Source organism: Allobosea sp. 05T439 (assembly GCF_056396005.1).
The window spans coordinates 210,227-223,248 of record NZ_JBFTKP010000003.1 but is presented as its reverse complement, the minus strand read 5'-3'; the positions used below and the strand labels follow the sequence as shown (position 1 = coordinate 223,248).

The 13,022-nt window shown below is 65.6% G+C and carries 16 protein-coding genes; 5 read left to right on the top strand and 11 right to left on the bottom strand.

Translation table 11 applies throughout. The annotated features are described in order from the left end of the window. Positions 1-44 precede the first annotated feature (44 nt). The 6 genes from AC1DIO_RS05035 to AC1DIO_RS05010 form a co-directional block, all read right to left on the bottom strand. A complete protein-coding gene (locus AC1DIO_RS05035; protein ID WP_476853188.1) occupies positions 45-869 on the bottom strand; it encodes an inositol monophosphatase family protein in 825 nt (274 codons plus the stop codon). A gap of 229 nt (positions 870-1,098) precedes the next feature. Further along, positions 1,099-2,100, bottom strand: coding sequence for a 4-hydroxyproline epimerase (locus AC1DIO_RS05030; protein WP_441504713.1), 1,002 nt, complete (start codon positions 2,098-2,100; stop codon positions 1,099-1,101). Positions 2,101-2,112: 12 nt separating this feature from the next. Next, positions 2,113-3,354 carry an NAD(P)/FAD-dependent oxidoreductase gene (locus tag AC1DIO_RS05025; protein ID WP_476853187.1) on the bottom strand — a complete coding sequence of 414 codons (1,242 nt, stop codon included), beginning with the start codon at positions 3,352-3,354 and terminating at the stop codon, positions 2,113-2,115. 87 nt (positions 3,355-3,441) lie between these two features. Continuing rightward, entirely contained in the window at positions 3,442-4,404 is a 963-nt protein-coding gene (locus tag AC1DIO_RS05020; protein WP_476853186.1) for a dihydrodipicolinate synthase family protein, read from the bottom strand. A gap of 123 nt (positions 4,405-4,527) precedes the next feature. Continuing rightward, entirely contained in the window at positions 4,528-5,235 is a 708-nt protein-coding gene (locus AC1DIO_RS05015) for a GntR family transcriptional regulator (RefSeq protein ID WP_441488635.1), read from the bottom strand. A 194-nt stretch (positions 5,236-5,429) separates the two neighbouring features. Further along, on the bottom strand, positions 5,430-6,200 hold the full coding sequence (locus AC1DIO_RS05010) for an alpha/beta hydrolase (protein WP_476853185.1): 771 nt from the start codon (positions 6,198-6,200) through the stop codon (positions 5,430-5,432). Between the two features lie 143 nt (positions 6,201-6,343). Between AC1DIO_RS05010 and AC1DIO_RS05005 the strand changes: the two genes are divergently transcribed. Then, entirely contained in the window at positions 6,344-6,820 is a 477-nt protein-coding gene (locus tag AC1DIO_RS05005) for a MarR family winged helix-turn-helix transcriptional regulator (RefSeq protein ID WP_441504709.1), read from the top strand. A 22-nt stretch (positions 6,821-6,842) separates the two neighbouring features. On the opposite strand, the gene AC1DIO_RS05000 is transcribed toward AC1DIO_RS05005, so the two are convergent. Further along, positions 6,843-7,289: a MarR family winged helix-turn-helix transcriptional regulator gene (locus AC1DIO_RS05000; RefSeq protein WP_441504708.1), complete on the bottom strand. Its 447-nt coding sequence runs from the start codon at positions 7,287-7,289 to the stop codon at positions 6,843-6,845. A gap of 54 nt (positions 7,290-7,343) precedes the next feature. Here AC1DIO_RS05000 and AC1DIO_RS04995 point away from each other — a divergent pair, with 54 nt between their 5' ends. Next, positions 7,344-8,462, top strand: a complete 1,119-nt coding sequence (locus tag AC1DIO_RS04995) for an FAD-dependent oxidoreductase (RefSeq protein WP_441504707.1) — start codon at positions 7,344-7,346, stop codon at positions 8,460-8,462. Between the two features lie 146 nt (positions 8,463-8,608). Continuing rightward, positions 8,609-9,247, top strand: a complete 639-nt coding sequence (locus tag AC1DIO_RS04990) for an alpha/beta hydrolase family protein (RefSeq protein WP_441504706.1) — start codon at positions 8,609-8,611, stop codon at positions 9,245-9,247. Positions 9,248-9,319: 72 nt separating this feature from the next. On the opposite strand, the gene AC1DIO_RS04985 is transcribed toward AC1DIO_RS04990, so the two are convergent. The 4 genes from AC1DIO_RS04985 to AC1DIO_RS04970 all read right to left on the bottom strand — a co-directional run bounded on the left by AC1DIO_RS04985 (position 9,320) and on the right by AC1DIO_RS04970 (position 11,725). Beyond that, positions 9,320-9,541 (bottom strand): hypothetical protein, encoded by a 222-nt coding sequence (locus tag AC1DIO_RS04985; RefSeq protein WP_069876938.1) that lies wholly within the window; start codon positions 9,539-9,541, stop codon positions 9,320-9,322. A gap of 203 nt (positions 9,542-9,744) precedes the next feature. Then, positions 9,745-10,350, bottom strand: coding sequence for a hypothetical protein (locus tag AC1DIO_RS04980; RefSeq protein ID WP_441504705.1), 606 nt, complete (start codon positions 10,348-10,350; stop codon positions 9,745-9,747). A 97-nt stretch (positions 10,351-10,447) separates the two neighbouring features. Continuing rightward, entirely contained in the window at positions 10,448-11,119 is a 672-nt protein-coding gene (locus AC1DIO_RS04975; protein ID WP_441504704.1) for a LuxR C-terminal-related transcriptional regulator, read from the bottom strand. Between the two features lie 351 nt (positions 11,120-11,470). Beyond that, a complete protein-coding gene (locus AC1DIO_RS04970; RefSeq protein ID WP_476853184.1) occupies positions 11,471-11,725 on the bottom strand; it encodes a hypothetical protein in 255 nt (84 codons plus the stop codon). 115 nt (positions 11,726-11,840) lie between these two features. Between AC1DIO_RS04970 and AC1DIO_RS04965 the strand changes: the two genes are divergently transcribed. Both AC1DIO_RS04965 and AC1DIO_RS04960 read left to right on the top strand, forming a co-directional pair. Further along, complete coding sequence (locus tag AC1DIO_RS04965) at positions 11,841-12,689, top strand: ABC transporter substrate-binding protein (RefSeq protein WP_441504702.1); 849 nt, start codon at positions 11,841-11,843, stop codon at positions 12,687-12,689. Continuing rightward, positions 12,689-13,021, top strand: a complete 333-nt coding sequence (locus AC1DIO_RS04960; protein WP_441504701.1) for a TroA family protein — start codon at positions 12,689-12,691, stop codon at positions 13,019-13,021. The genes AC1DIO_RS04965 and AC1DIO_RS04960 overlap by 1 nt, the downstream gene beginning before the upstream one ends. Position 13,022: the final 1 nt, after the last annotated feature.

The following is a 13,022-nucleotide window of genomic DNA, read 5'->3' as shown; positions in this document are numbered from 1 at the left end:
TGCTGGAACTCCGGCGGATCGGCGCCGTCTCGGAGCGGGTTGGCTCAGTGTTTCATGCTGGTCTCGACGAGCCGCAGCATCTCGCGGTGGCGCGCGGGATCGCCCGCCGCCATGATGCGCTTGCCCGTGCTCTGGGTGAGCGGCTGGCCTTCCCAGTCGGTGACGACGCCGCCGGCCCCTTCGATGATCGGGCGKAAGGGCGCGAAATCCCAGAGCTTCATCCTGGTGTCGAAGGCGGCATCGGTGCGCCCGCTCGCCAGCAGGCCAAAACTCATGCAGGCGCCGCCCCAGATCCGCCAGGCGGTCGCCGCGCGCATGGCGTCGAGTGCCGGACGCTCCTCGTCGTCGAAGAAATCGGGATTGCTGGCGGAGAGAATGGCCTCGCCCAGCGCGCCGCAGGCGCGGGTGCGGCAGGGGCTGCCATTATGCAGGGTCGGCCGGCCCCTGACGCCGATCCAGCGGTCGCCGGTGACGGGATGGTCGATGATGCCGATGATCGGCTCGCCCTCGCGCATCAGCGCGATCAGCGTGCCATAGACCGGCAGGCCGGCAATGAAGGCGGCGGTGCCGTCGATCGGGTCGAGCACCCAGACCAGATCGGCGTCGGAATTCGCGGAGGCTTCCTCCTCGCCGATGATGCCATGGCTGGGAAAGCGGTCGGCGATGCGCTCGCGCAGGCGCCGTTCGATGCGCGCATCGAGCGCGGTGACGAAGCTGCGGTCGGGCTTGACCTCGACATCGGGCCGGACGGTTGCCGCCTCCCGCAGGATGCTGCCGCTCTCCTGCGCCAATTGCCAGGCGAAGGCGAGCCAGCTGTCTTCCTCTTCCTTGGAGCGCATCCCCGCCTCACCACCGCTTCGAGATGTCATCAGAATGTCATGATACAAGAAAAATACAATAAGTATTTTGCTTCGCCGACTATGGAATTGAGCGCCGTGCGGGCTCGGGACGAGGAGTAATGCGCGGAAAAACCGCCGGGCCGCGCCCCGCCGCCCTTAGGGAATGCCGCGCCCCGCGAAAACTTGTTAGCCGGGAAGCAAGCGCACGGCCAGCGCGGCGTTCACCCGCCGCCGCGCTCCGTCGCTTCTGAGCCGTCCCTTATTTGACGACGAAGCCGTGGGCGAAGGGGTCGCGATCGTCGATGAAGATCGTGTTGATGCCGGTCATCCGGGCCCAGCCGGCGATGGAGGGGATGATCGCCGGCTTGCCCGCGACGGTGGTCGCTGCCTCGACGCGGCCGTTGAACAGCGAGCCGATGATCGATTCGTGCACGAACTCGTCGCCGACCTTGAGCCGGCCCTTGGCCGCGAGCTGCGCCATGCGCGCCGAGGTGCCGGTGCCGCAGGGCGAGCGGTCGATCGCCTTCTCGCCATAGAACACGGCATTGCGCGCATGCGCTTCCGGCTTCGTCGGCTTGCCCGTCCACTGGATATGGCTCAGGCCGCTGATCTGCGGATGCTCGGGATGGACGAACTCGTATTTGGCATTGAGGGCGGCGCGCAGTTTTGGCGACCAGCCGACGAGCTCGCCGGCGGTATGGTCGGCCATATCGCGAAAATTCTTCTGCGGCTCGACGATCGCATAGAAATTGCCGCCATAGGCGACATCGACCACGATCTCGCCGAGCCCTTCGACCTCGGCCGTCAGGCCTTCGGCGGCGAGGAAGCCCGGCACATTGGTCAGGCGCACCTCCTCGACGAAGCGGCCCTCCTGGCGATAGGTGATGTCGACCTTGCCGGCGGGCGCCTCGATCGAGAGCTTGCCCGGCTCGCGCGGGGTGATCAGGCCGTTCTCGATGCCCATGGTGATCGTGCCGATGGTGCCGTGGCCGCACATCGGCAGGCAGCCGGAGGTCTCGATGAAGAGCACGGCGACGTCGCAATCGGGCCGGGTCGGCGGATAGAGGATCGAGCCCGACATCATGTCGTGCCCGCGCGGCTCGAACATCAGGCCGGTGCGGATCCAGTCGAACTCACGCAGGAAATGCGCGCGCTTCTCCAGCATGTCGGCGCCTTCCAGCCGCGGGCCGCCGCCCGAGACGAGGCGGACCGGATTGCCGCAGGTATGTCCGTCGATGCAGGAGAAGGTGTAGCTGGCCATGGTCCGGGCCCTTCAGAAGCGCTGCGAGGAAAAGGGGGCAAGGTCGATTKCGGGCTCGCGCCCGGTCAAGAGATCGGCGACGAGCCGGGCGGTCCCTGCCGATTGGGTCAGGCCGAGATGGCCGTGGCCGAAGGCGTGGATCACGCGCGGCGTGGCCCGCGCCCGCCCGATCGCCGGCAGGCTGTCGGGCAGCGAGGGGCGAAAGCCCATCCACTGCACGCCGCCCTCGGACTTCAGGCCGGGCAGGAAGAGGCGCGCCTTCTTCAGCATCGCCTCCGAACGGGCGAAATTCGGCGGCAGATTCAGGCCGCCGAGCTCGACGGCGCCTCCGACGCGGATGCCGGTCGAGAGCCGGGTGGCGACGAAGCCGTGGCCGCCGAAGGTGATCTGCGTGCGCAGGTCGAAGGMGTCAGTGGGGAGGGTGGTGTTGTAGCCGCGCTCGGTTTCGAGGGGAATGTGCTCTGCGAGGCTGCGGGCGATCAGATGGGAGAAGGCGCCCGCTGCGATGACGACCTGCGGCGCGCAGCGTGTGCCGCCGTCGCGCGAATGGATCGCGACAGTATCCCCGAGTGGCGTGAGGCCCGAAACATCGAGACGCTCGATCACGCCACCCCGGCTGCGGAACGCCTCCGCGAGGGCAAGGGTGTAGAGTTTGGGATCGGCAATCGAGTACCAGCCGGGCGTGAAGGTGCCATGCGTGAAGCGCGGCGCAAGGCCGGGCTGGATCTCGGCCATGCCGGCGGCATTCAGATGGCGGAAGGCGACGCCGTGCTTTTCCCGCGCCTGCCAGCCGGGAAGCGAGGCTTTCAGCTCGGCTTCGCTCTCGTAGACCTGGAGGTTGCCCTCCTTGCGCAGCATGTAGCTGGTGCCGGTGGCCTGCAGCAGCGGCTCGAGCTCGGCTTTCGACAGGTCCATCAGGGCCGTCTGCGCCGCCGTGGACTGCTCCACGTTCCGGGGCGAGCAGGCTCGCCAGAAGCGATACATCCAGGGGGCGATCTGCAGCGCATAGCGCGGCGGCACCGAGAGCGGCCCGAGCGGGTCGGCGAGCCAGCGCGGCGCCTTCTTGAGAATGCCGGGCGATGCGAGCGGCAGGATATCGGTGAAGGCGAAGGCGCCGGCATTGCCGGCTGACGCGCCGGCCGCCGGTCCTTCGCGATCAAGCACGATGACCGACAGGCCGCGCCCCTGCGCCGCGATCGCTGCGGAGAGGCCGACGACGCCGGCGCCTATGACGATGACATCGGGATCGGCCATCAACGAAGACCTGCTTGGCTCAATCGGCGAGCGGACGCGGCGTGGCGGCGGAAAGCTCCGCCGCCACGCCCGACCTTAAACCCGCCCTCAGGCGGCATATTTCTGGACGGCGCCGGGAAGCGTGTTCCAGGCCGCATACCAGCTGTCGAAGAGCGCGAGCTGCGCCTCGGCATAGCCGCGCTGGCTCGCGGTCAAGGCATCCGTCTCGTTGAAGTGCAGGGTGTATTCCTTGGCCCCCTTCAGCACCATCATATGCTTGAAATAGAGCACGAGATCGGGACCCTCGTCGAAGGACGAGAGCACGCCGAGAGCCTGTTCGAGCTCCAGTGCGCGCTGGCGCGCCTCGGCATCGCCGGCCGCCGCCGCCTGGGAGAGCTTGCAGAGATGGATCACTTCTTTCGGCAGCACATTGCCGATGCCGGTGATCGCGCCCGTCGCGCCGCAATTCACATAGCCATGGACGACGGCGGTATCGACGCCGATCATCAGCGAAACGTCATCGTCGCCGCTGGTGATGGTCTCGGCGGCGTAGCGCATGTCGGCGGGACCGCCGAATTCCTTGAAGCCGACGAGGTTCTTGTGCTCGGCCCGCAGGGCGAAGAACAGGTCGGCCCGCGTCGCGAAGCCATAATAGGGGCTGTTATAGATCACCGCCGGCAGATCCGGCGCAGCCGAGAGGATCGCCTTGAAATGCGCCTTCTGGGCGAGGAGGACGGTGCCGCGGGACAAGACGCGCGGGATCACCATCAAGCCCTGGGCGCCGACCTTCTGCGCATGGGCCGCGTGAGCCACCGCTAAAGCGGTGTTGACCGCGCCGGTGCCGACGATCACCGGAATGCCGGCCTTCACCAGGCGCTCGACGCCTTCCATGCGCTGGGCATCGGTCAGCAGCGGCCAATCTCCCATCKAGCCGCAATAGACCACCGCCGACATGCCTTCAGCGATCAGCTCCTTGCCCTTGCGCACCAGGGCATCGAAGTCGGGGGTTCGATCCGCCTTGCACGGGGTCATCAGCGCGGGGATCACACCGGAGAAAATCTTGGCCTTCATGTCGATCTCCTTCTGGCTTGCCGAATGGTGGAGTTCGCAGCGCCGCAAGGGCGACGATGCTCGTCTCTGCGTCCTGATATATCTGTTTGCATATTATTTGTCGACAAGAATTAGGCGAGCGTCCTAAAGGGCAATCTCCAGGCGCTCGTCGCCGACCATAAGCTTCTGGATTTGCTGGACGATCTGATCGGCGTGGGCCTTGCCGAGGCGCTCTGCTGCGACGACGTCCCGGGCGATGATCGCGGCGATCATCGCTTCATGCTCCTCGACGAAACGCTGCGGCAGCCGGTCCTCGTAGGACTGATAGTAGAGCCTGAGGAAGCGCCGCCCTTCATCGAGCAGGCGGCTGAACAGGCTGTTGAAATACGGGTTGCGGCCGGCCTCGGCGATGGCGGAATGAAACGCCGCGTTCGTCGCGATCATCGCCAGCGCGTCCTGCGCCTGCACGGCGGCGGCGAATTCCTTCTGCCGGGCGCGGATGGTGACCAGATCCTGCGGGCGATGATGCTGTGCCGCGAGCTGCGTCGTCACCCGGTACATCAGCACGAGGGCGTCGAAGAACGGCGACATGTTGAGGAAATCGAGGTTCGACACCATCGTCGAGCGGTTGGGCAGCGTGTCGATCAGCCCTTCGCCCGCCAGCCGCACCAGCGCCTCGCGAATGGGCGTGCGCGACATCTTGAATCGCTCGGCGAGCTGGACTTCGTCGATCGGGCTGCCCGGCGGCAGCACGAGGTCGAGGATCTCGTCCCGCAGCAGATCATAGACGACCTTCACGCCCGAGCCGCGCTTGCGCTCGGGAGCGGCGGCAGATTGTTTCGTCGTCTTCATCGGCAGATCCTCTTGTCGACAAGAAGGATACTGGCGGCGCCAAGGCGGATCAATCGCTTCGAGGGGCGCCTTGCGCACGCAACGAAACGAAACTCGCCTGACGCACAGCCAAAGCGGGAAGGGCGGGCCCGCTCTGGGCCCGCCCTGAAGATCGATGGCGACGGTGATGGATCGGCTCGACCGTCCTGGTCCGGTCACTTCGCGTTGGCGGCTTTCTCGATGATCTCGGCGACGACGGCCGGCTTCGAGACATAGACGGCATGGCTGCCCTTGGTCTCGACGACGGTTGATCCGGCGCGCTTGGCCATCTGGTGCTGGGCCGGGGGCGGGATCATGTGGTCGTCGCTGGCGACGAGATAGAAGCTCGGCTTCATCTTCCAGGCCGGATTGGTGACCGCGCCGGCCAGCGCCGCGACGCCCCAGGGCACCTGCGAATCCGCCATCAGGGCGGCGGTGTCGGCATCGACATCGGCGGCGAAGGCGGCGGCGAACCTAGCCTTGTCGAGGGCGAGGAAGCCGTCGACGGGCGGCAGGATCGGCGGGATTGATGCGCCGGGAGGCGGGTTGGCGATCAGCGAGGAGACCGACTCGCCCTGATCCGGCGCGAAGGCGGCGATGTAGACGACCGCCTTGACCTTCGGATCGGTGCCGGCCTCGCTGACGACGACGCCGCCATAGGAATGGCCGACCAGGATGACCGGGCCATCCTGCTGGGCGATCGCCCGCTTGGTGAAGGCGACATCGTCGGCCAGCGAGGTCGTCGGGTTCTGGACGATGGTGACGCTGTAGCCCTTTTTCCGGAGGATATTGTAGACGCCCTGCCAGCCCGAGCCGTCGACGAAGCCGCCATGGACGAGGACGACGTTCCTGACGGCAGGGGCGGCCTCGGCGGCGGTGCCGGCGACGACGGCGGAGAGGGCAACGGTAGCGGAGAGGGCGGCGGCAGCGATCAGGGACTTGGTCATGACGGTGGCTCCTTCCTGTTTCTGCGATAATCATTATCGCGATATGTAACTCGATACAGAGGCCCCGCGGCCTTGTAAAGCGATTTCTTTATCGCGATATTGTTTTTCGAGATCTGGGCCCGCGAGGCCCCTGGAGGATGCCGATGACCGATGCCCCGACGCTGCCGCTCGACGGCCAGCTCTGTTTCTCGATCTATTCCGCCTCGCTGGCGATCCAGCGCGTCTACAAGCCGATGCTGGACGCGCTCGGCGTGACCTATACGCAATATCTCGTGCTGAGCGCGCTCTGGGAGCGGGACGGCCTGACGATCGGGGCGATCGGCGAGCGCCTCGCGCTCGAGCCGAGCACGATCACGCCCGCGGTCAAGCGGCTCGAGGCGGCGGGCTTTCTMGCCCGTCGGCGCAGCACCATCGACGAGCGTCTGGTCGAGGTCCATCTCACGGAGAAGGGCAGGAGCCTGCATCCCAAGACAGGGTGCCTGACCGATGCGCTCTTGCGCCATTCCGGCTTCGCCGTGCCCGAGATGATCGAGCTCAACAGCCGCGTCCAGGCCCTGCGCCAGGGCATGCGCGACGCAACCGGCGCCCACCAGGCGGCCGGAGCGGAGGGCGTGGAATGACCATGTGATCGACCGCCCGGCGCTATCGCTCCATCGCCTCGAGATTCCCGAGCACGCGACGGAGTAATGCGATCAGCGTCTGCAGGTCTTCAGCCGAGAGACCACGCGTCATCTCTTCATTGCTCTGCTGAAGGATCGCCCGTCCCGCCGGCAGGCGGTCGCGTGCCTCCTGCGTCAGCGAGATCAGGCTGCTGCGGCGATCGGCCGGATCGGGCTCCCGCCGGATGATGCCGTCACGCTCCATGCGCGCGAGAAGCTGCGCCATTGTCGGCTGTTCGACCCTTGCCCAGCGCGCGAGCTCGGTTTGCGATCGACCGTCCCCGTCTTTCAGGGCGGCCAGCACCGGAAGCTGAGCGGTGGCGAAACCGATCTTTCCGAGGCGTAGATCACCGATCCGGGCCAGGCCGCGCGCGATCCGGCTGAAATAATGGCCGGGATAGGCCATCGGGTCCCAGTCCTCGGATGTCATTGCATAGGCTCCTATGTTGTTATATAGGCTCCTATGTATATTGAGGATCCTGTCATGACAACCAGACCGAAAATCGCGATCATCGGCGGCGGCCCCGGCGGGTTGATGCTCGCCCGGCTCCTTCTGTTGCGCGGGCTTCAGCCGACAGTCTTCGAGCGGGATCGCCATGCCGGTGACCGGCCACAGGGTGGCTCGCTCGATCTCCACGCCGAGACCGGCCAGCAGGCTATCGCCCGGGCTGGGCTCGAAGCCGAGTTTCGCGCCGTGGCGCGGCCCGAGGATCAGGGCGACCGGCTCTATGACCAGAACGGCACGCTGTTGTTCGACCGCGACGGTGCCGGAGACAATCGACCGGAGGTCGACCGGACCGCCTTGCGCCAGATCCTGCTCGGCTCGCTTGCGCCCATGACGCTGCGTTGGGCGAGCAAGGTCGATGCCGTGACACCGATCGAGGCGGGCGGGTTTGATGTCGTCGTCGACGGAATCTCGGAACGCTTCGATATCGTCATCGGTGCGGATGGGGCATGGTCGCGTGTCCGCGCCCTGCTCTCCGATGCCCGGCCGCTCTACGAGGGGGTAACGCTGGTCGAGTTCGGCTTCGCTGCCGAACGCCATCCCGACGTCGATGGGTTGGTCGGGAGCGGCAAGATGTTCGCCGTCGGCGACAATCGGGTGCTGATCGCGCAACGCAATGGACACCGCCATATCCGCGGCTACGCGGGTCTGCGTCTTCCCGAGGCGGAGGCGCGCGATTGGATGTCGCTCGGCGACGATCGCATCCGGGCAATGCTGCGCGATCGTTTCGCAGGTTGGGCGCCGTCCCTCGTCCATCTCATCGACAGTGGCGAGCTTATCGCCGTCCGCCCGCTCTATGCGCTGCCGATCGATCATTCCTGGCAAAGCAGGGTGGGGCTGACCTTGCTTGGGGACGCAGCCCATCTGATGTCGCCCTTCGGCGGCGAGGGCGTGAATCTGGCGCTCGCCGATGCCGTCGACCTGGCAGACGCGCTGACAAGCGGAGATGGATGGGGCGCGGTTGCCGCTTACGAAGCCGCGATGATGCGACGGGCGAGACCTGCCGCGGAAGGCGCGGCCGAAGGACTGGCTGGTGCGGTGTCGGCCGAGGGCGTCGCGGCCGTTCTGGATCATTATCGCCAGCGGGTCGAAGCCTGACATGCTCCTGGAGGCATTCATCGGCCCGGACTTGACGAGCGCGATCTGGCGACGCTGTTGATTGCGGCGGCTTCCGCTTAATCTCAGCCGACCCGAAGATTGGCCGGCGGCGAGAAGCCGACAGCTCCGGCAAGGCGAAGGCGGCGATGGTGGCATTTCTGATGGATGGCCCGGCTGAGGCGAGGACAACGATCCTCCTGGCGCATGGCGCGGGGGCTCCGATGGATTCCGCTTCGATGACGGCCAACGCCGGCGCTCTGGCTGCGGCCGGTCTTCGCGTGGCCCGGTTCGAGTTCGGTTACATGGCAGGTCGGCGGACATCAGCTGGTCGAAAGCCACCGCCGCGCGCCGAAACCCTGATCTCGGAATATGCCGCCGCCATCGGCGCGCTTGATTGCAAGGGACCGCTCATCATCGGCGGCAAATCGATGGGTGGACGTGTCGCCAGCATGCTGGCCGACGAGTGGCACGCATCCGGCCGGATCGCCGGCCTGCTCTGCCTTGGCTATCCCTTCCACCCGATCGGCAAGCCCGAGCAGCTGCGCACGGCGCATCTCGAGACCATGAAGACGCCGACGCTGATCGCCCAGGGGACGAGGGACCTGTTCGGAACGCGCGAGGAGGTGTCGGCTTACACGCTCTCCAGCGCCATCGAGATCCTCTGGCTCGACGATGGCGATCACGACCTGAAGCCGCGCAAGGCGGTCTCGGGCTATTCCATCGACGACCATCTGAGGACGCTGTCGAACAAGGTCGCCGCCTGGGCGGATAGCCTCACGGCATAGGGGCACGGCCGGCGCGGGCAGGGGAAGCGGCGCGACCCCGGGCCCGGCGCCGCTTCGTCGGTCTGGCCGGCCTCAGGTTCCGTCCGGCCCGCTGCTTTTGAGTTCCCAGGTCAGGATCGCGAGAGCCAGGTTCTCAAGCTCCAGCTCGGCCATCGGATGGTGGGCGGCGGCGTGGAGATCACGCGCCCTGGCGCAGGCGCGAATATAGTCCGCCTCCGAGCTCAGCATCACGGAGCGCCGGTTCGGGTAGCCTGGCGCGCGGTTCCGCCGGCGGTCGGGTCGCTCTTCACGCATGCATGGCCATGCCGGTTCGTGAGACGATACTGCTCATGCCTTAGAGTGAGGCCGGTTCACGCCAATCGCAACCCCGAGATTACCATTGGGCGCGAATCGTCCAACGGCACGCGAATTCGAGGGCGTGCTTCAGCCAGGACGCAGGTCCCCGCCAGGGCATCATCTCTCCGGAGTKGGCGAGGGCGGTTCCGATCAGGTCCCGCCTATTGACGCACCAGGATGATCTCGGAGGTCTGCAGGATCGGGCCGCCGGGCGTGAGGTTATCCGCGACGGTCATCCGCAGGATGCCGCGGCCGTCATTCTGGATGACCATCGCGGCCTGCGTGTCGCCATTGACCGGGCGCGGCCACTCGATGCGAAGGTTCAGGGTGTCGCCGCTGCGCGTGCCGCTGAGCCGGGCGGGGCCGATCCGGGCGCCGGTATAGGTGCCGTGATAGGTGCCGGAGCGCGGATCATAAGTGACATCGATCGCGACCGGGCGCACGAAGATCAGATAGGCGCGGCAGCTGCCTTGCGCGCTGATCCGATTTTCGGTGGGCCGCCCCATGATCGAACAGGTCACGTGCCGCGGCTGGCTGCCGCCGTCGCGCTGGACCTTGCCGGAGCCGGACCAGTCGCCGCGAAAACGCTCGAGAAAGTCGGATTCGGCAGCGCGGGCAGGATTGCAGACGAGGATGACAAGGAGGCAGCACAGGCAAGCCGCCGCGATGCCGCAGCGTGTCGCCCTGCCGATGACCCGGTGCTGCAGGATCGCCCTGGAAGCCAGTTGGACCGGAATGCCGGGCGTAAGAGTGTCCGCGACCGTCATGCCGAGCCTCCCCGGCTCTGGCTGCCTTGAGCCCGGCTAGCGTCTGGAGCCTAGCGACTGCGGCCCTCTCAACGGGCCCGGCAGGGCCGGTCCTCGTTCACGGGCGCCTGATCACGGCAGGGGTGTTCGCTCCCGCAGTCAGCCTTTGCGCGGCGAGCACCACCTCGAGGCGGTTGCGCGCGTTCAGCTTGGCCATCAGATTGGTCATGTAACCCTTGACGGTCTTGGCGCTGAGCGACAGCTCGCGGGCGATTTCGTTGTTCATCTTGCCGAGCAGCAGCAGATTGACGATCTGCTGCTCCCGGACGCTGAGCCTGTTGCTGACCGCCTTCTGTCTTTCGAGGGTCTTTTCTTTCAACGCACAGATCAGCTTGGTCGCGAAGGAGGGCGTGACATAGACATCGCCTCGCTGTGCCGCCTGAAGAGCCTGGAAGAGGTCTTCTCCGGGACTGCCTTTCAGGACATAGCCCTTGGCCCCGGCATCCAGCGCCCTGATCGCGTCTTCCGTGCTGGCCGAGGCGGTGAACACCACGATCTTCGTCTCAGGAGCGATCTTCAACGCGTCCGCAATCGCCTGGAAGACATCCCCCGCCATGCTGAGATCGACGATCATCTCATCCGGGCGATGCGTTCTGGCGATCGGCACGATGTGATCTGCGACAGTCCCCGTCGCGGCGAGCATGAAACCGCCCCAGCGTTTCAGCAGCACGGCGATCCCCTCCATCAGCATGGGGTGATCATCGACGATCGCAACCGAAAGGTCCGGCATGGCTGACCTCTGCACTCTACCCCCAAGCCTGACCGGATGGTTGCGTAGTCAACGCTCTTTGTAAATCCTCTCAAAATGAGAACAATCTCGATTCAATCGGGTCGACAAACCTGTCTTGCTAAACCTTAGGTAGAAGAGTTCCGTTTTCTGCGCCTGAGGTTGTGGCTGGCGGCAGGCGGGAGGGCATTCTGCCGCCGCTGCGGCGGTCACCCGGGCCGGCTGAGACCAGCAATGGCAATCTCGTTCAGCGCAATCGTCAGGTCCGCCCATCCCCGTCAGGTCGGGCGCCGGCCCATCTCGCCAAGCGTTTAGTTTAAAAATATTCTAGTTATAGATTTGAGTATTTCTAAGTTATTGAAGTATCGTGACAAATCGCCGCGCAGTCTGTAACCGGTCGCTATTCTGCACGAGGACAGATGCGGTGGATCTTCTGAGCACGCGATCGATCAGGAATAATATCCGGCGTGACTGGAGCCGCCCGTCGGCCAAGCCCATGTATTGCGGAATCATGAGATCTTCTTGTTCAGCCGGTCTGCGCATCTCGGCGCGCGCGATAACCAGCGATTGCTTGAGCCGATCCGCACCAGAACCGTCTTCCTGGAGCATGAGCCGATCATGGGCGGTCGGGCGAGGGGAGGCCGCCGGTTGAACACTGGCGGCTGGGCCAGGACCGCTGCGCCATCCCCATGCGCAAACGGCAATCGATAGAGCGAGGATCATGATGGACAGGCATTCACAATCCGTGCCGGGCTGGTTTGCTTGGCTGACCCGGCGCGTGGCGCTCATGGCCGCCCTGGCCCTGCTTGCCGCACCGGGCATCCGCAGCGCGCAGGCTGCCGACACCATGATCGAGGTGACCGACCTTGCCGGCCGCACCGTCAAGGTCAAGAAGGGCGTGCAACGGGCCATCCTCGGCGAGGGCCGGCTATTCTCCGCGACGGTCGTGCTGATGGGCAAGGACAAGCCCTTCGCGCGGCTCGCCGCCATCGGCGACGATCTGCCGAAATTCGACCCCGACACCTGGAACCGCTACCTGGCGGATGTCCCTGCCGCCAAGTCGGTGACATTGGTGAGGGCGCTCGCCTCGAGCGATTTCAGCGTGGAGAAGGCGATCACGCTTGATGCGGACCTCGTCATCCTGTCGCTCGGCTTCCTGGACAAGGCGATGCAGTCCGGTGTCGTCGACAACCTGGCCAAGGCCGGCATTCCGACGATCTTCATCGATTTCCGCGAGCGCCCGACGCAGAACACCGTGCCGAGCATGCTTCTGCTCGGCCGGGTCTTCGACCGCATGGACGCGGCCAATAGCTTCATCGACTATTATTCGCAGCAGATGCGGCGGGTCTACAACGTCACGACGCGGCTGAAGCAGGATCAGCGGCCGCTGGTCTTTGCCGAGCAGGCTGCCGGCCTCAACCCGTCTGCCTGCTGCCAGTCCTTCGGCAATTTCAACTTCGGCGAATTCGTCTCCGAAGCCGGCGGCATGAACTGGGGATCGAAGTATTTTTCCGGTGCCGGCGGCATGGTAATCCGGAGAAGATCATCGTCGATGATCCGCAATTCCTGCTGATGACCGGCGCCAACTGGTCGAACAGCAACCCCGGCAATATCGCCGTCTGGCTCGGCTACGAGACCCAGCCTGAACGCGCCGCCGCGCAGTTCAAGGGCCTCGTCGCCCGGACCGGATTTCCGGGGCTGACGGCCGTCAAGAACAGGAAGGTGATGGCGATCTATCACCAGTTCTACCAGAGCCCGTATCACTTCGTGGCCATCCAGGCGCTCGCCAAGTGGCTGCACCCCAACGAGTTCAAGGATCTCGACGCCCGGGCGACCTTCCAGGAACTGCATGACCGCTTCCTGCCGATCAAGCTGACTGGCAAGTTCTGGATCGAGATGAACTGAT

What these genes read in the sequence shown, in the direction of transcription:
- AC1DIO_RS05030 (WP_441504713.1), bottom strand. Translation starts at nt 2,100, where the DNA reads ATGGCCAGCTACACCTTCTCCTGCATCGACGGACATACCTGCGGCAAT.
- AC1DIO_RS05015 (WP_441488635.1), bottom strand. Translation starts at nt 5,235, where the DNA reads ATGAAGACGACGAAACAATCTGCCGCCGCTCCCGAGCGCAAGCGCGGC.
- AC1DIO_RS05010 (WP_476853185.1), bottom strand. Translation starts at nt 6,200, where the DNA reads ATGACCAAGTCCCTGATCGCTGCCGCCGCCCTCTCCGCTACCGTTGCC.
- AC1DIO_RS05000 (WP_441504708.1), bottom strand. Translation starts at nt 7,289, where the DNA reads ATGACATCCGAGGACTGGGACCCGATGGCCTATCCCGGCCATTATTTC.
- AC1DIO_RS04995 (WP_441504707.1), top strand. Translation starts at nt 7,344, where the DNA reads ATGACAACCAGACCGAAAATCGCGATCATCGGCGGCGGCCCCGGCGGG.
- AC1DIO_RS04990 (WP_441504706.1), top strand. Translation starts at nt 8,609, where the DNA reads ATGGTGGCATTTCTGATGGATGGCCCGGCTGAGGCGAGGACAACGATC.
- AC1DIO_RS04985 (WP_069876938.1), bottom strand. Translation starts at nt 9,541, where the DNA reads ATGCGTGAAGAGCGACCCGACCGCCGGCGGAACCGCGCGCCAGGCTAC.
- AC1DIO_RS04980 (WP_441504705.1), bottom strand. Translation starts at nt 10,350, where the DNA reads ATGACGGTCGCGGACACTCTTACGCCCGGCATTCCGGTCCAACTGGCT.
- AC1DIO_RS04975 (WP_441504704.1), bottom strand. Translation starts at nt 11,119, where the DNA reads ATGCCGGACCTTTCGGTTGCGATCGTCGATGATCACCCCATGCTGATG.
- AC1DIO_RS04970 (WP_476853184.1), bottom strand. Translation starts at nt 11,725, where the DNA reads ATGCTCCAGGAAGACGGTTCTGGTGCGGATCGGCTCAAGCAATCGCTG.
- AC1DIO_RS04965 (WP_441504702.1), top strand. Translation starts at nt 11,841, where the DNA reads ATGGACAGGCATTCACAATCCGTGCCGGGCTGGTTTGCTTGGCTGACC.
- AC1DIO_RS04960 (WP_441504701.1), top strand. Translation starts at nt 12,689, where the DNA reads ATGACCGGCGCCAACTGGTCGAACAGCAACCCCGGCAATATCGCCGTC.